Source organism: Mycolicibacterium iranicum (assembly GCF_014190915.1).
Lineage (GTDB): Bacteria > Actinomycetota > Actinomycetes > Mycobacteriales > Mycobacteriaceae > Mycobacterium > Mycobacterium iranicum_B.
In genome coordinates, this window is the sequence record NZ_JACHVU010000001.1 from 160,942 (window position 1) to 177,140 (window position 16,199).

14 protein-coding genes and 1 pseudogene are annotated in these 16,199 nt (G+C 69.3%); 9 read left to right on the forward strand and 6 right to left on the reverse strand.

Going from position 1 to position 16,199, the window contains the following annotated elements; all coding sequences use genetic code 11:
• Nucleotides 1–21: 21 nt before the first annotated feature.
• Nucleotides 22–1,194, forward strand: a pseudogene (locus FHR72_RS00705) (flavin monoamine oxidase family protein); the annotation flags it as partial.
• On the opposite strand, the gene FHR72_RS00710 reads toward FHR72_RS00705, so the two are convergent.
• Nucleotides 1,117–2,469, reverse strand: a complete 1,353-nt coding sequence (locus FHR72_RS00710) for an MFS transporter (protein ID WP_260155709.1) — start codon at nucleotides 2,467–2,469, stop codon at nucleotides 1,117–1,119. The pseudogene FHR72_RS00705 and the gene FHR72_RS00710 sit on opposite strands and share 78 nt — an antisense overlap.
• Nucleotides 2,470–2,558: 89 nt before the next feature.
• Between FHR72_RS00710 and FHR72_RS00715 the strand changes: the two genes are divergently transcribed.
• Nucleotides 2,559–2,912: a hypothetical protein gene (locus tag FHR72_RS00715; protein WP_396888374.1), complete on the forward strand. Its 354-nt coding sequence runs from the start codon at nucleotides 2,559–2,561 to the stop codon at nucleotides 2,910–2,912.
• A gap of 17 nt (nucleotides 2,913–2,929) precedes the next feature.
• On the opposite strand, the gene fadD2 is transcribed toward FHR72_RS00715, so the two are convergent.
• On the reverse strand, nucleotides 2,930–4,645 hold the full coding sequence (fadD2, locus tag FHR72_RS00720) for a long-chain-fatty-acid--CoA ligase FadD2 (RefSeq protein ID WP_183465993.1): 1,716 nt from the start codon (nucleotides 4,643–4,645) through the stop codon (nucleotides 2,930–2,932).
• 70 nt (nucleotides 4,646–4,715) lie between these two features.
• On the opposite strand from fadD2, the gene FHR72_RS00725 reads away from it, so the two are divergent.
• The 6 genes from FHR72_RS00725 to FHR72_RS00750 all read left to right on the forward strand — a co-directional run bounded on the left by FHR72_RS00725 (nucleotide 4,716) and on the right by FHR72_RS00750 (nucleotide 10,715).
• The gene (locus tag FHR72_RS00725; protein WP_183465994.1) at nucleotides 4,716–5,954 is read left to right on the forward strand and encodes a DNA polymerase domain-containing protein; all 1,239 of its coding nucleotides are present in this window, start codon (nucleotides 4,716–4,718) and stop codon (nucleotides 5,952–5,954) included.
• 148 nt (nucleotides 5,955–6,102) lie between these two features.
• Complete coding sequence (locus FHR72_RS00730) at nucleotides 6,103–6,510, forward strand: STAS domain-containing protein (protein ID WP_183465995.1); 408 nt, start codon at nucleotides 6,103–6,105, stop codon at nucleotides 6,508–6,510.
• Nucleotides 6,511–6,670: 160 nt separating this feature from the next.
• On the forward strand, nucleotides 6,671–7,861 hold the full coding sequence (locus FHR72_RS00735) for an acyl-CoA dehydrogenase family protein (protein WP_183465996.1): 1,191 nt from the start codon (nucleotides 6,671–6,673) through the stop codon (nucleotides 7,859–7,861).
• 1 nt (nucleotide 7,862) lies between these two features.
• Complete coding sequence (locus FHR72_RS00740; RefSeq protein ID WP_260155746.1) at nucleotides 7,863–9,029, forward strand: acyl-CoA dehydrogenase family protein; 1,167 nt, start codon at nucleotides 7,863–7,865, stop codon at nucleotides 9,027–9,029.
• Nucleotides 9,030–9,042: 13 nt separating this feature from the next.
• Nucleotides 9,043–9,294, forward strand: coding sequence for a hypothetical protein (locus FHR72_RS00745; RefSeq protein WP_183465998.1), 252 nt, complete (start codon nucleotides 9,043–9,045; stop codon nucleotides 9,292–9,294).
• 8 nt (nucleotides 9,295–9,302) lie between these two features.
• Nucleotides 9,303–10,715 (forward strand): NCS2 family permease, encoded by a 1,413-nt coding sequence (locus FHR72_RS00750; protein WP_183465999.1) that lies wholly within the window; start codon nucleotides 9,303–9,305, stop codon nucleotides 10,713–10,715.
• Here FHR72_RS00750 and FHR72_RS00755 read toward each other — a convergent pair.
• The 3 genes from FHR72_RS00755 to FHR72_RS00765 form a co-directional block, all read right to left on the reverse strand.
• A complete protein-coding gene (locus tag FHR72_RS00755; protein WP_183466000.1) occupies nucleotides 10,712–12,322 on the reverse strand; it encodes a diflavin oxidoreductase in 1,611 nt (536 codons plus the stop codon). The genes FHR72_RS00750 and FHR72_RS00755 overlap by 4 nt on opposite strands.
• An 89-nt stretch (nucleotides 12,323–12,411) precedes the next feature.
• Nucleotides 12,412–12,990, reverse strand: a complete 579-nt coding sequence (locus tag FHR72_RS00760; protein ID WP_260155710.1) for a TetR/AcrR family transcriptional regulator — start codon at nucleotides 12,988–12,990, stop codon at nucleotides 12,412–12,414.
• Between the two features lie 86 nt (nucleotides 12,991–13,076).
• Nucleotides 13,077–14,237: an MFS transporter gene (locus FHR72_RS00765; RefSeq protein ID WP_311736009.1), complete on the reverse strand. Its 1,161-nt coding sequence runs from the start codon at nucleotides 14,235–14,237 to the stop codon at nucleotides 13,077–13,079.
• A gap of 74 nt (nucleotides 14,238–14,311) precedes the next feature.
• Here FHR72_RS00765 and FHR72_RS00770 point away from each other — a divergent pair, with 74 nt between their 5' ends.
• Nucleotides 14,312–15,187, forward strand: a complete 876-nt coding sequence (locus tag FHR72_RS00770) for a LysR substrate-binding domain-containing protein (protein ID WP_183466001.1) — start codon at nucleotides 14,312–14,314, stop codon at nucleotides 15,185–15,187.
• On the opposite strand, the gene FHR72_RS00775 is transcribed toward FHR72_RS00770, so the two are convergent.
• Nucleotides 15,188–16,198: a sugar phosphate isomerase/epimerase family protein gene (locus tag FHR72_RS00775; RefSeq protein ID WP_183466002.1), complete on the reverse strand. Its 1,011-nt coding sequence runs from the start codon at nucleotides 16,196–16,198 to the stop codon at nucleotides 15,188–15,190.
• Between the last annotated feature and the right edge of the window lies 1 nt (nucleotide 16,199).

Genomic DNA, 16,199 nt, shown 5'->3' on the forward strand with positions numbered 1-16,199 from the left:
GGTCGCGGGTACTGCTTGATCATGGCGAGCACGGGCGGCGATTGCGATGTCCTCGTCGTCGGAGCAGGCCTGGCCGGCCTGCGCTGTGCGTCCCTGCTGGCACAGCGCGGTATGTCGGTCATGGTGTGGGAGGCCGGCGACCGCGTCGGTGGGCGTGTGCACACCGACGTGGTCGACGGCTTCCGTTGCGATCGCGGCTTCCAGGTACTCAATCCCGCGTATCCGGAACTGGCTCGCGCCGTCGATGTTTCGGCCCTCGAGCTGCAATCCTTCGCGGCCGGGGTGGCGGTGCGCACCGACGACGGCGCCGCGGTGTGGGTCCATCCGCTGCGTTCCCCCCGCGAGGTGCCGCAGATGCTGACCCGCGGCGGGCTTGGCACGCGCGACGTGCTCGCGCTGGCACGCTGGGCGTTGCCGGCGCTGCGTCCCGCAGCGCTGACCTCGGGTCGCCGCGACACGACGTTGCGCGACGCGCTCGATCGCGCGAAGGTCCGCGGTCTGCCCCGCCGGGTGCTGCAGCGCTTCCAGGCCGGTGTCGTCCTCGACGACGAGGGTTCGACCTCGAACGCGTTCACCCTGCTGCTGGCCCGGATGTTCGCGCTCGGCGTCCCCGGCCTGCCCGCCGACGGCATGCAGGCACTGCCGGCACTGATGGCCCGGCCGATCGTCCGCGACATCGAATTCGGCAGGACGGTCACCAGGATCGCCGGCGACGGCCACGGCTGGGTGGTCACCGACGGCCGCGACACGGTACGCACACGGCACGCGGTCGTGGCCACCGATGCCCGCACCGCGGCGTCGCTGACCGGCGTGCCGGCCCCGGCAATGAAGGGCGTCGTCACCGACTGGTGGGCCACCGATCGCGAGGTGCCCGGCCCGGCCATGGTGTGGGTGGACGGCCGCGCGACTCCAGCCGGGCCCGTGGTGAACACCAGCGTCATCAGCAAGGCGGCGCCGTCCTATGCGCCCGCGGGCTACCACCTCGTCGCGGCGTCGGCGCTCGTCGGCCGGACCGAGGCGCCACCCGAGCCGGTCGTTCGCGCGCACGCGGCGGACATCCTGGGCACCGACGGTTCGTCATGGATTCCGTTGGTCAGACACGTGATCAGCGATGCGCTACCCGTGCAGCCGCCGCCGCTCCGTGCCCGCGGACCGGTACGCAGCCCCGACGGCCTGTGGGTGTGCGGCGACCACCGCGACACGGCGTCGATCCAGGGCGCCCTGGTCAGCGGCCGCCGGGTCGCCGACGCCATCACGGGCCGCACCTGACGCCCACTGAGTGGCAGCCACCACCGCGGCGACGGCCGCCAGCCCGGCGAGCACCACTGCCGCGAACCCCTGGCCCGCGGAGGCGCCGAGCCAGCCGGCCAGCGGGTAGGTCACGAAGAAACAGGCGTGGGACAGCGAGAACTGCGCGGTGAACAGCGCGCAGCGCGTCTCAGGCACCGACTCGTCGCGCACCAACCTCGCCGCGGGCGTATTGATCAGTGAGGTTCCCGCCCCGAGAACGACCCACAGCGACGACAGCAGCATCCACGCCGTCGTGGCGGGCGGCGCGAGAAGCAGCGTGGCGGCCGTCGCACCGAGCCCCGCCAGCACGATTGCGGCCCCGGTGAGCATGACGCGCCGGTCCGAGGCGATCGCGATCAGTGCCGGCACCGAGAGCGCCGCGGCCATCGAGCCGGCTCCGTAACAGGCGAGCAGCACCGCCATCGCGGACCCGCCGTCGGCATGGAGCAGCGTGTGGGCGTACACCACGGTGTTGACGACCACCAGGGCGGTCGCGGCGGCCACCACCATGTTCAGCGCGAGCAGGGCGCGCAGCACCGGCCGGCCGAACGCATGCCGCACGCCGTCGGTCGTCCGCGTCCAGAACGACGACGCCGCCCGCTCACCACCCGAGCGCGGTATCGCGCTCCTGTGCACCAGCAGACCCGACAGCACGAAACCCAGTGCGGTACCGAGGAACAGGTTGTCGTACGTGACCACGACCAGGAGGGCGGCGGCCAGGGCCGGACTCAGCAGCGATTCCAGGTCGTAGGCGAGCCGGGACAGGGTCAGCCCGCGGGTGTAGTCCTCGTCGTCGTCGAGGACCGCGGGCAGCACCGACTGGAACGCCGGGGTGAAGGTGGCCGAGGCAGCCTGCAGGACGAAGACGAGAACATAGATCTGCCAGGTCTGTTCGACCCACGGCAGCAGTGCTGCGATCCCTGCGCGCAGCACATTGGCCCCGATCAGCAGAGTGCGCGGCGGGACGCGGTAGGCCGCCGCCGTGATCACCGGGGCCACCAGGACGTAGGCGGCCATCTTGATCGCCAGCGCCGATCCGAGCACCGTGCCGGCGTCGTCACCGGCCAGCGCATACGCCAGCAGCCCCAGCGCGACCGTCAGCAGCCCGGTGCCGATCAGCGCGACGACCTGCGCGCCGAACAGCGACCGGAACGTCGGATTACGCAGAATGCCCAGCATCGCAACGCAATTCGATCGCTAGGCCCACGAAAGGGATGAAGCACTATCTGCTTTCATACGTAGATAGTAAACCAGTGAGACATCGAGGCATGCAACCGCGGAATGCGGGAACCCGGTTGTCGATGGGTAACGACCGCGACTTCGCCGAGAAGAGGTTCACCAGGCCCGGTGACTACCGGACCGCGGTGGTCTATACCCTCGTCGTAATCGCGCTGGCCGGCGTGGCGTTCGCGTTCTACGCCACCGGGCCCCGGGATTCGGTGTTCCGCGCAGCCCTGGTCCCGGCGTTCCTGTTCGCCGGTGGGGTCGGGGCGCTGATCCGGGCCTATCGCGAATGGAAGACCGAGCGCGGCTGGACCGCGTGGCAGGGTGCTGGCTGGCTTCTGTTGCTGAGCATGCTCGTGACGCTCTCGGTCCCGGGCTCGGCCGCCTTCGCGAGCTGAGGCCGATCACGCCCACCTCAGTCCGAGGTGGGGAGCTCCATGTCCCGCAGCTCGCGCTTGAGGATCTTGCCCGTGGGGTTGCGGGGCAACTCGTCGAGGAAGACCACCTCGCGAGGCACCTTGTAGCGGGCGAGGTTGTCCTTGACGTAGGCCTTGATGGCGTCCTCGTCGATCGTGGCGCCCTCGGCCTTGACCACGAAGCAGCGCAGTCGGTGGCCCCAGTCCTTGTCCTCGACACCGAGCGCCGTGGCCTCCACGACCTCGGGGTGGCCGCTGACGAGATCCTCGACCTCGGCGGGGAAGACGTTCTCGCCGCCGGAGACGATCATCTCGTCGTCTCGTCCGCTGACGTAGAGCAGGTCGTTCTCGTCGAAGTAGCCGACGTCGCCGGAAGACAGCAGCCCGTCGATGATCTGCTTGCCGCCGCCGCCGGTGTACCCCTCGAACGGGAAGAAATTGCCGACGAAGATCCGGCCCACCTCTCCCTTGGGGAGTTCGTTGCCGTTGTCGTCGAGGATCTTGACCTTCATGCCCTTGACGACCGGGCCCACGGTGGCCGGGTTGATCGAAAGGTGTTGCGGCCCAGCGATGGTCGCATACGCCACCTCGGTGGACCCGTAGAGGTTGTAGATGACGGGACCGAGGTCCTTGAGCGCGCGGGTGGCCAGCTCGGCGCCGAGCTGCGAGCCCGAGACGAACACGATGCGCAGCGAGGACAGGTCGGGTTTCGGTGAGGTCTTCTCGAGTTCGTCGAGCATGCGCGAGAGCATCACCGGAACCACGACGATCGCGGTGGCCTTGTGCTTCTCGATGTCGGCGAGCACCGTGGCCGGCTTGAACCGCCTGCGCAGTACCAGCGTCGAGCCCAGCATCATCGCGATCGTCGCGTGCAGGAACCCCAGCGCGTGGAACATCGGGGCGGGCAGCGACGTCACCTGCTTGGCCTTGAACGGCACCGAGGACAGCACCCCGCCGATGGGGGCCAACGACGGCGGCGCACTGCGGTTGGCGCCCTTCGGCGTGCCGGTGGTGCCACTGGTGAGGATGATGATCGACGAATGCCGGGTCGCCTTCGGCGGCGGCGTCGCACTGGTGCGGGCGATCAGCTCTTCGAGGGTTTCGTCGGTACTGCCCGAGGGTTCGTCCTTGTCCGGGTTGACGCCCAGTGCGCGCAGCCTGCCCAGTTCCGGCTCGGCCTGCGAGACGGCGGCGGTGTACTCGTCGTCGAAGATGATGAGCTTGGCGCCCTCGCGGTGGGAGACCTCTTTGATCTGGGGTCCGGAGAACTCGCTGTTGAGCAGGATGATGCGGGCCCCAGTTTTGGCGGTGGCATAGACCGAGACGAGGAACCACCGGTGGTTGCGGGCCAGGATCGCCACGCCGTCACCGCCTTTGACCCCCTTGGCGAGCAGCCCGTTGGCCACCGCGTTGGCCGCGTCGTCGAGTTCCTTGAACGTCATCTGACCGAAGTCGTCGATGACCGCGGTGCGGTGCGGGTGCCGGCGCGCGTTGAGCGCTGCGATCATGCCGAACTCGCCCCAGCGCCGGATGTCGCCGATCAGTGCGGCGACGTCCTGCGGCGGCTCCACCTTCAGGGCGCCCGACTCGAACATCTTGCGCGCGTAGTGGATCTCGGCCGAGCCGCGATCGAGGTACTTCCCGACGGTCTTACCGACCGACGACTGCTGCACCTTGGCGAGCGCCTGGAACGGGAGATCGCTGATGTTGGGCATGCGTCAACCTTATGTGACAGGGGTCGCAGTCAGACGTCGAACGACGGGGCCGGGAACCTACGATGAGCACATGGCTGCTGGCGAGTCGTTCGACATCGGCGGGCGGCAGGTGCCGATCACCAATCCGGACAAGGTCGTCTTCGGCGACCTCGGTCTGACCAAGATGGACCTGATCCGCTACTACACCGCGGTCGCCGACGGCGCGCTGCGCGGCGTCCGAGACCGGCCGATGATCCTCAAGCGCTTCGTCAAGGGGATCGACCAGGAGGCCGTGTTCCAGAAACGGGCGCCGGAGAAACGGCCGGACTTCATCGAGGTGGCCGAACTCAAGTACGCGTCGGGGACGTCGGCGAAGGAGGCGGTACTGCGCGAGCCCGCCGGTCTCGTCTGGGCGGTGAATCTGGGTTGCGTCGACCTGAACCCGCATCCCGTGCGCGACGACGACCTCGAGCACCCCGATGAACTGCGGGTGGACCTGGACCCGATGCCGGGCGTCGGGTGGCGCCAGATCCTCGACGTCGCGTTCGTCGCCCGCGAGGTCCTCGAAGACCACGGCCTGGTGGCCTGGCCCAAGACCTCGGGTTCACGCGGCTTCCACATCTATGCCCGCATCCACCGCCGGTGGCCCTTCAAACTCGTGCGGCTCGCCGCCGAAGCAGTGGCGCGCGAGGTGGAGCGCCGCGCGCCGGAGTCGGCGACCGCACGGTGGTGGAAGGAAGAACGTCACGGCGTCTTCGTCGACTTCAACCAGAACGCCAAGGACCGGACGGTCGCCTCCGCGTACTCGGTGCGCGCCACCCCGGACGCGCGCGTCTCGACCCCGCTGTTCTGGGACGAGGTGGCCGCATGCCGGCCGGAGGAGTTCACCGTGCGGACCGTGCCCGGGCGGTTCGCCGACCTGGGCGATCCGTGGGAGGGCATGGACGACGCCCCCGGCGGCCTGGAGGGCCTGCTCGAGCTCGCCGAGGCGCTGGGCCCTGCCGAGAAGGCCCCTCGGGGCGCGGCGAAGTCGGGCGACGGGCGCAGACAGTCGATCATGCCGTTGATCGAGGTGGCGCGGACCAAGACCAGGGACGAGGCGATGGCGGCGCTGCAGCAGTGGCGGGACAAGTACCCGTCGGCGGCCGAAAAATTGGAACCCACAGACGTTCTCGTCGACGGCATGCGTGGGCCGAGCTCGATCTGGTATCGCATCCGGATCAACCTGCAGCACGTCGCCGAGGAGGCGCGCCCGCCGCAGGAGGAACTGCTGGCGGACTACAACCCCTGGGCCACCTACAAGGGCGCTCAGCAACAGCGCCGCGGCTAAGTTACCGGCGAGTTTGCTAGCGGCATCGGCTCAGAGTTCTTACCGAACAATTAGTCCTTACACCCAGCAGCCTTAAATTGGCTTACTACCTTGATGATTGTGTCGCTGACCGGTGACGCGAAATTGCACTAGATCGAGGGAGGCTGCGATGTACGGCAATCCGACGTTTCACTGCGATGGCGCCGACATTCGGGCGCACTGTCGTCAGCTGGCCACCGTCGTCAAGATCTCGGGCCACCTCGACGGCGCCAACGTCGAGCGGTCCGGGCGCTACATCGACCGCTTCATCCTTCCGGAGAAGCCCTTCGTCCTAGACCTCAGCGACGTCGATTCGTTTGCCGCGGAAGCTCTTTCGCTGCTGTTCGTCGTCGACGACCTCTGCACCGCCGCCGGCGAGGAGTGGTCACTGGTCGCCAGCCGCGCTGTCGAGCAGGCCCTTCGCGACGCCGGGATCGATTTCCCCGCGGCCGGCTCGGTGCCCGAAGCGCTCAACCACTTCGCCGATGCGATGGTCGCGCGCCGTCAGCTGCTCCCCCTGCTCACCAAGACTGCGTAAGGAACACTGTGTTAATTGATGTTCGGTGGCTCCGGTACCTGCTCCAGCGTCGTCACAGGGCTCAGCACGAACGCCTGGCCCTCACCGCCTACTGAGGTCGATTCCCTCATACCGATGAGTTGACCGTCGGCCGGCCCGTCGACTGATTTAGTGTGCAGCTATGGGCACTGATGCCGATCGGGTTGCCGACGCCGCACAGCGGGTGGTCGCCGAGCACGATCCCAAGTCCGTTCCGATTCCACAGTTCCTCGGTGCCTGTTTCGATGCGGGTCTGTCGTGGGTGCATTTCCCCGAAGGCTTCGGTGGCCTCGGCCTGTCCCGCGGTCTGCAGGCCGTCGCCGACCGGATCCTGCAGGGTGCCGGCGGGCCCGTCCCACTCGGCCTGAACCCCATGGGCTACGGCATGGCCGCGCCGACCGTGCGTGAACATGCTCAGACCGACGACATCCGGAAGCTGCTTCTCCGGCCGCTGGCCACCACCGAGGACATCTGGTGTCAGCTGTTCTCCGAGCCGGGTGCGGGCTCGGACCTTGCAGGCCTCGCGACCTCGGCGGTCCTCGACGGCGACACCTGGGTGGTCAACGGCCAGAAGGTGTGGACCAGCCTGGCCCATCGCGCTCGGTGGGGCCTGTTGCTCGCGCGCACCGATCCGAACGTGCCGAAGCACAAAGGGCTGACCTACTTCGTCATCGACATGCACAGCGACGGGGTGCAGACCCGCCCGCTGCGGCAGATGACCGGTCACGCGGAGTTCAATGAGGTCTACATGACCGACGCGCGCATCCCGGACGCGTTCCGTCTCGGCGCGGTCGGCGACGGCTGGCGGGTGGCCATGACCACGTTGATGAATGAACGCAGCGCCCTCGGCGGCAGCGGCAGCCGGCGCGGCGCGGGCACGATCTCCGACGCGGTGGCCCTGTGGGGGTCCCGGCCCGAGCGTCAGACACCGGTGCTGCGGGACCGGCTCACCACTCTGTGGCTGCGCAGCGAGGCGCAGCGACTCACCTCGGAGCGGTCCCGCGCGTCGGCGACCGTCGGCGGGCCCGGCCCCGAGGCGTCGGTGGGCAAGCTGGTGGGCGCCGAGCTCAACCAGCACATCTACGAGTTCTGCATGGACTTCCTCGGGCCCGAGGGGATCCTGTACGACGGGTACGCGATGCACGATTCCGATCAGGACGTCGACGACTGGCGCGGCCCGATCCAGCAGCGCTTCCTGCGCAGCCGCGCGAACACTATCGAGGGCGGCACGTCCGAGGTCATGCGCAACATCCTCAGCGAACGGGTCCTCGGCCTGCCGGGCGACTTGCGGGCGGATGCGGGGATGCCGTGGAAGGAGGTGCCGCGTGGCTGAAATGTTGGGGGGCACGGAGTACGTGTTCACCGAGGAGCAGGGGCAACTGCGTGCTGCGGTGCGTTCCTTCTGCGCTGACCACATCGGCGAGAGTGCGGTCAGGGAGTGGATGGCCTCGGACCCGCCCTTCGACGCCAAGGTCTGGGCGCGCCTCGGCACCGAGCTGGGGGTGCTGGGCATGGCCGTTCCGGAGTCGGCGGGCGGCGCGGGCGGCACGCTGATCGATCAGGCGGTGGCCGTCGAGGAACTGGGCGCCGCGCTGGCGTGCGGACCGCTGTTCGGCACCGTGTATCTGGCCATTCCGGCACTGGTCGCGTCGTCGGATTCCGGCGATCTCCTCGACGCGTTGGTCGAGGGCACCCGCACCGCCGCCTTCGCCGTTCCCGAGGACGCCGCGACGTTCGACCCGTCGGCGGTGACCGTGGACGCCGTCCGCGCCGGGGACGGGTGGACGCTGACCGGCAGCGTCGAGCGCGTCGTCGACGCCGGGGCAGCGGACGTGCTGCTTGTCGCGGCGACCGGTCCCGACGGGGTCGGACTGTACGCGGTGGACGCGAATGACGAAGGTGTGCAGCGGGTTTCGCTGACCACCTTGGATCTGACCCGTCCGCAGGCCTCGGTGACGCTGACCGGCGCCCCTGCTCGGCTGGTGTCCGGGCCGGAGGAGGCCGAGCGTGTCGTCACCCACGCGCTGCAGGTGGGCGCCGCACTGCTGGCCGTCGAACAGGTCGGCGCCGCACAGCATCTGCTGAACCTCACGGTCGACTACGCCAAGAACCGGCTGCAGTTCGGCAGGCCGATCGGATCGTTCCAGGCCGTCAAGCACCGCCTCGCCGACGATCTGGTCGCCGTCGAGCACGCCCGCTCGACCGCCTACCACGCCGTCTGGGCGCTGACCGACGGCTCGGACGACCCCGCCCTCGCCGTGGCCATCGCGCAGGCGACGAGCTCGGCGGCGTTCGTCCGGGTTGCGACCGACACCATCCAGGTACACGGTGGTATCGGATTCACCTGGGAACACCAGGCCCACCTGTACTACAAGCGGGCCTACACCGATGCGGCGCTGCTCGGCAGCGCCGAAGCGCACCGCTCCCGGGTGGCTGAGTTCGTGCTCGACGTCGCGCCCGACAAAGACGCACCCCGTGTCGCCACCGGCACGCCCAGCTGAGAAGGGGAAGCACATGAAACCGAGGATGTCGCGTCTCGCCGCTGCGGCCGTCGCCGCCGTGGCACTGGCGGCTCCGCTCTCCGCGGCGTTCGGCAGTGCGCCCGCCACCTCGACGGCACAGTGCCCGCCCGGTCAGACCGGGGTCATCTACGGGTGCTCGCCGTTCTGCGTCGAGGGTAAGTTCCTCGACACGCAGACCGGGCTGTGCATACCCATCGCTCCTCCTCCCCCCGCACCCGCACCCGCACCCGCACCGCGGTTCTAGGGCCGCCCGTGAACCCAGTGGACCGCTTCTTCGAGATCACGGCCCGCCAGTCGACGCTGGGCACCGAAATCCGCGGTGGCGTCGTCACCTTCATCGCGATGGCCTACATCGTCGTGCTGAACCCGATCATCCTGTCGGGGTCGGCCGACGTGACCGGCGCCAAGCTGGACTTCGCCCAGGTCTCGGCCACCACCTCGCTGGCCGCCGGGGTGATGACGATCCTGTTCGGCCTGGTCGCCCGGCTGCCGTTCGCGCTCGCCGCCGGCCTCGGCATCAACTCGTTCCTCGCGACCACCGTCGTCGGATCGCTGACATGGGCCGAGGCGATGGGCCTCGTCGTGATCAACGGCCTCATCATCGTGCTGCTCGCGGTGACCGGCCTGCGGCGCCTGGTCTTCGACGCGGTGCCGATGCAGCTCAAGCTCGCGATCACCGCCGGCATCGGCCTCTTCATCCTGTTCATCGGTTTGGTGGATGCGGGGTTCATCGCCTCCACCGGCGTCCCGTCGCCGCCGGTCGGACTCGGCGCCGGCGGGGCAGGGTCGATCAGCACCGTGCCGACGCTCGTGTTCGTCCTCACCCTGGTCCTGACCGGAGCCCTCGTGATCCGGCAAGTGCGCGGCGGCATCCTCATCGGCCTGGTCGCCGGCACGATCGTCGCCGTCGTGATCGAGGCGATCTGGCATCTGGGGTCGGCGGTGGACAACCCGGGCGGTTGGAGCCTGTCCGTGCCGTCGCTGTCGGGGTCGCCGTTCTCGCTGCCGGACCTGTCCCTGGTCGGCGAGTTCAGCCTGAACAGCTTCAGCCGCATCGGTGTCCTGGCGGCGGTCATGCTCGTCTTCACGCTGGTGTTCGCGAACTTCTTCGACGCGATGGGCACCATGACGGGACTGTCCCGCGAGGCGGGGCTGTCCGACGACAAGGGCACGTTCCCGCGGTTACGTTCGGCGCTGGTCGTCGAAGGTGCGGGCGCGGTGGTCGGCGGTGCGACCTCGTCGTCGTCGAACACCGTCTTCATCGAATCCGGTGCCGGCATCGAGGAGGGCGCCCGCACCGGCCTGGCCAACGTCGTCACCGGAGTGCTGTTCCTGGCCGCGATGTTCATCTCGCCGCTGGCGTCGATCGTGCCGACCGAGGTCGCGGCCGCGGCATTGGTGATCGTCGGCGCGATGATGGTGTCTCAGCTGCGCCACATCGACCTGTCGGAATTCTCGGTCGCCCTGCCGGTCGTACTGACCGTCGCGGTCATGCCGTTCAGCTATTCGATCGCCAACGGCATCGGCGTCGGCTTCATCGCGTGGGTGCTGATGCGCACGGCGGCAGGGAAATTCCGTGAGGTCAGCCCGCTGCTGTGGGTGGTGGCCGCGGGCTTCGGCGTGTACTTCGCCCGCACCCCTCTCGAGTCGCTGATCGGGGTCTAGTACACGTCGCGCAGGTAGCGATGCGTGGTGATGAGGTCGTTGACGTAGGAGTGCGCGGCCTCCTCGTCCAGACCACCGGCGGTGCGCACCACCTCGTGCAGTGCGCGGTGCACGTCCTTGGCCATGTGGTCGGCGTCGCCGCAGACGTAGAAGTACGCGCCGTCCTGCAGCCACGAGTAGAGCTCCGCGGCGTGGGCCAGCATGTGGTGCTGCACATAATCTTTGGCGGCCTGGTCGCGGGAGAACGCACAGTTCAACCGGGTCAGCACACCCGCCTCCCGGAACGCGGCGAGGTCGTCGCCGTACAGGAAGTCGGTGGCGCGGTGACGGTCACCGAAGAACAGCCACGAGTCTCCGGTCGCCCCGGTGGCCTGCCGTTCCTGCAGGAACGCCCGGAACGGGGCGATGCCGGTGCCGGGTCCGACCATGACGATCGGCGCGTCGCCGGCCGGTAGACGGAAAGAGTCGTTGGGCGCCAGGTGAACTCGCACGGTATCGGCGCGGTCGGCCAGGAAGCCGGACGCCACCCCGCGGTGGGCCCGGCCACGGGCGGTATAGTCCACTGTCGCGACCGTGAGGTGGATACGGTCCGGGTGCAGAAGCGGACTCGACGCGATCGAGTAGTCCCGGTGCTGCAGCGGTCGCAGCGTGGGAACCACCTCGTCGACGCCGAGGTCGGCGAGTGCCAGCAGGTCGAGAACGTCGCGGCCGTACAACCAGCCCGTCAGCGCCGCCGCGTCACCGCCCGTCAGGAGCGCCCTGGCTTCGGCGTCACGCGTGTGGGTCGCCACCAGGCTCTGCAGTGCGCCCGTCGGCACGCGTAGCTCCAGGTGCTCGGTGAGCAGCGCTCCCAGCGGTCGATCGTGGTGCGCCACCACGTACTCGGGCCCCACCCCGAACCGTGCGAGCACGGCGTCGACCAGCTCGGGGTCGTTCACCGGGTGTACGCCCAGCGAATCGCCCGCCTGGTAGGACATCCCGCTGTCGCCGAGGTCGATCTCGTAGTGGCGCACCGATTTGTCCGAGCCGGCGTGGGTCAGGGAAAGATTGACCACCAACCGGGCGGGGAACGGATTGCGGCGGTTCCACGGCGAATCCGTCTGCACGGGCTCGTCGGCCTCGGTCGCCGCCACGGGCGTGGCGGCCGAGATCTGCGCCAGGCGGCCCACCACCTGGGCAGTCCATGCCTCCGAGGGTTCTTCGAACTCGAGGTCGCAGTCGACGCGGTCGGTGAGGCGGTGGGCGCCCAGTTCGGCGAGCCGCTCGTCGATGATCTTTCCCGCGTTGCAGAACAGCGGGTAGAAGCTGTCCCCCAGGCCGAGGACGGCGAACGTCAGATGGTCGAGGCGGCCCGCACCGTCGGAGCTCAGTTCCTCCCAGAACACCTCGGCGTCGTAGGGCACCTCGCCGTCCCCGTACGTCGCGGTGATCACCACGAAGTGCGTGGCGGTCGCCAGCGCGTCCAGGTTCAGATCGTTGAGGTACTGCGGTTCGACGTCGATCCCGGCACCGCGGGCGGCCTGCGCGAACTTCTTGGCCACCATCGTGGAGTTGCCCGTCTCGGTGGCGAAGCCGAGCACCAGCGAGAACGGCGGATTGTCAGACATCGTCGGAGCCACCCCTTCCGGGCATCATGAGTAAGCTCACCCTTAGTTAGGGCGACCTTACTGGCCCGTTGGGCTCCTGTGCGGGCTCTCTAGTGGGTGCCGAGGCGCTCGGCGGCCACACCGACGATCACCGCGCGCATCTGGCGGGCGATGTCCTGCCTGGTCATCACCTGTGGCGAACCGTTGGCGAACGCGAAGATCAGGCCGCCGAGGTACGCCAGGAGCACGGTGGCCTGCTCGTCGAGGATCGCGGGGTCGACGTCCCCGGACTGCAGGGCGAGCACGAACTGTCCGACCAGGGCGCGGAAACTCACGTCCATCTCCTCGAAGCCCGCGGCCAGGTCGGGATCGCCGGTGGCCAGCATCGTCAGCTCCAGGCGGGCGCGCGTGCGCGAGAACTGCGGCTCCTCCCGGATGGAGAGGATCTGGCGGGCCAGCACGTCGGCGATGACCTCGCCGCTGCTGGTGGGCGCGTCCTTGAACGCTTCGGTGAAGGCCTCGGCGTCGTAGCGGATCAACTGGTCGGCCACTCCGCGCAGCAGCGCCGCTCTGGTCCGGTAGTAGAAGGACGTCGTGCCGTCGGGGACTCCGGCGCGCCGGTCCACCTTGAGGTGGCTCAGGCCGCGCGGCCCGTCCTGGGCCAACAGCGCGATGGCGGCGTCGCACAACTGGCGACGCCGCTCGGTGGCATTGTGTTTTCGGCGGATCTCAACAGGTGCGATCTTAAGCACCCGCCCCGGCGGCCCGCCCGGCGTCAGCGGGCCGCGGCGGTGAACGCGACGGCCGAGACACCGAGCACGGCGACGAGAGTGGCGACCGCAGCCCAGTGGCCGTGGGACCACACCAGGCCCCCGAGCCAACCGAACAGACTCGATCCGGTGTAGTAGCCGATCGTGTAGAGGGCGCTCGCCTGAGCGCGGCCCTCGACCGCGCGGGCGGCGACCATGCTCGACGCGACCGCGTGCCCCACGAAGAACCCCGCGGTCAGCACCGCGACGCCGATGACGACGACCACCAGCGGTCCCGCCGACGTGACCAGCGCGCCGACAGCCACCAATGCCCCCGCCGTCGCCAGCACGACGGCCGGTCCGAAGCGGGCGCCCAGCCACCCGGTACTGCGTGAGCCTGCCGTTCCACCCAGGTAGGTCAGGAAGATCATCGAGATCATCGCCGGCGCCAGCCCGTAGGGGGCCGCGGACAGACGGAACGGCAGATAGTTGAAGACTGTCATGACCGCCCCCGACAGGAGCAGTCCGACGACCAGCACGGGCCACAGGGCGCGGTTGCGCAGATGTGCCCCGATCATTCCGGCGGCCCTGCGCGGCGTCGTGGCCGCGCAGGACGGGACGAGGGCGATCATCGCCACCATCAACGCCGCCACCACACCGCCGAGCAGGAGAAGGCCGATGCGCCAACCGAACTGCTCGGCTGCCGGTACCGCGAGCAGGCGCCCGCCCAATCCCCCGACCGAGGTCGCGGCCACGTAGCTGCCCGCCATCGTCGCGGCGCGGGCCGGCGCGGCGATGTCGTGCGAGAGGGTCATCGCCAGGGCGGGGATGCCGCCCAGCGCCACACCGTGGACCACCCTGCCCGCCAGCAGCGCGTCGAACGTCGGCAGCAGGGGCACGGCGACGGCACACACCGCAGCCGCAACGGCCGCGGCCCGCATCGCCGTCGGCAGACCGATGCGGCCGGCCAGCCAGGCCCACGGCAGCACCGACAGCGCCAGCCCGAAGGTGGAGGCCGAGATCAGCAGGGCCGCTTGGGATGCGCTGACGCCCAGGTCGTGGCCGATCGACGGGAGGAGGCCCTGCGGGGCGTACATCGCGGCGAACGCGGCCAGACCCGCGCACCACAACGTCAGCACCAGACGCCGTTCGGCGGTCCGGGCGGGCGCACTGGCGGAGAGAAGCACCCGACCATTGCACCGGACGCCATTTATCCTGTGAAGGTCCGATTCCGTCTTTCAGTGATAGGGAGCAGCTATCAATGCTCGAGGTGCGGGAGGCCCGCTACTTCATCGCCGTCGCCGAGGAACTGAACTTCGGCCGGGCCGCGGACCGTCTGCAGATGTCCCAGCCACCGCTGTCGTCGGCGGTGAAGGCGATCGAGAAGCGACTCGGCGTGCTGCTGCTGAACCGGACCACCCGGCACGTGGTGCTCACGTCGGCGGGAACGGTGTTCCTCGACCGGTGCCGCCGCGTCGTGGCCGCGGCCGAGGACGCCGAATCCGCGGCCCGGCTGGCTGCCGAAGGTCAGGTGGGTGAACTGCGAATCGGCGCGGTGACAACGGCTTTCACCCGTGTGCTGCCGCGGGCGCTCGCCGCGCACGCCCGTACCCACCCCGGTGTCGACGTCACGGTGCGTGAGGTGGACACCCACTTCGGATCCGAACTGCTGCAGCGTCGGGAGATCGACATCGCGATCGTCCGGCACGGGCCGGCGCGGCCGTGGCTGCGTCACGTCACCCTGACCGAGGAACCGTTCGTCCTGGCGGCGCCGCAGGGCTGGACGCTGCCGACGGGGCTGCGATCAGACCTCGGACGGGCAGCCGACCTGCCGTGGGTGTGGATCCCCCGCTCGGGGACACCGGACTACCACGACCAGGTCGCCGCCTGCTGCCGCGGTGCCGGATTCACCCCGCGGGCTGCGCATCTCGCGCAATCGATCAGCAGTCAGCTCGCGATGGTGGCCGCGGGCCTCGGGGTGGCGCTCGTCCCCGCGAGCTCGGCGGCCGCACAGGACGGCATCACCACGGTCCGCGTCCGCTCGCCGCTCTCGATCGCGATGAGTGCGCTCTGCCGCACCGACGCCGACCTGCTCGTCGGGGCGTTCATCGACGCGCTCGTGGGCGCGTCCCGCTGATCACACCAGCGAAGCCTGCAGCGCGGTGTCGGCAGCCCGAAGGACCTCGGCAGCCACGGCGATCCCCTCGATCTGCCCCAGCTCGACGTCCTCGTGCTCGATGTTGACCATCATGTCCGGGTCGACCTCGTGCAGGGCACGCAGGAACTCGGTCCAGTACGCGACATCGTGGCCCTTGCCGAGCGCGACGAAGTCCCACGCCGAGTTCTTCGGCCACTCGTTGGCCCACTCGTCCCCGCCCAGGTTGGTCCTCGGCTCCCCGGGGCCAAGACGCCGAAAGCTGTTGTCCAGCACACCGTTGAGCGCTGCGTGTTCCGGGTTGATGCGGACGTCCTTCGCGGCGGCGTGCACCACGAGGCCGCCGAGGTGACGGACCACCGCGACCGGGTCCATCTGCTGCCAGAACAGATGGGACGCATCGAGTTCCACACCGATGTTCGTCGCCCCGGTGCGGTCGACGAGCTCGTGCACCGTGGCGCTGTTGAACACGAGATTCTGGGGATGCAGCTCCAGGGCGACCTTGACATCGCAGTCGCGGGCCATCCGGTCGGTCTCCCTCCAGAAGTCCGCCGCGATGCCCCACTGGTGATCCAGGACGTCCAACGCGGCGGAATTCCAGGCGTTGACAACCCAGTTGGGCCGTGCCCCGCCGGGCTCACCGGCCGGCAGGCCCGACATGGTGACGACGCGGTGCTGACCGAGCCGCTGCGCCAACCGGATCGACCGGTGCACGTCGGCGGCGTGGCGGGGACCGATCGCCGGGTCGGGATGCAGCGGGTTGCCGTTGCAGTTCAGCCCCGCGATCGACACACCGGTGCCCTCGAAGACCCCGATGAAGTCGTCGCGGGCGGCGTCGCTGACCAGGATGTCGTCGATGTTCGGCACGTGGACCGCGGGCAGGAAGCCACCCGTGTTGAGCTCGATCCCGGTCAGACCGAGGTCGGCGACGACCGAGAGCGCCTCGGACAGGGGACGGTCGTGCAGGACGGCGTTGTAGAGCCCGAGCTTCATC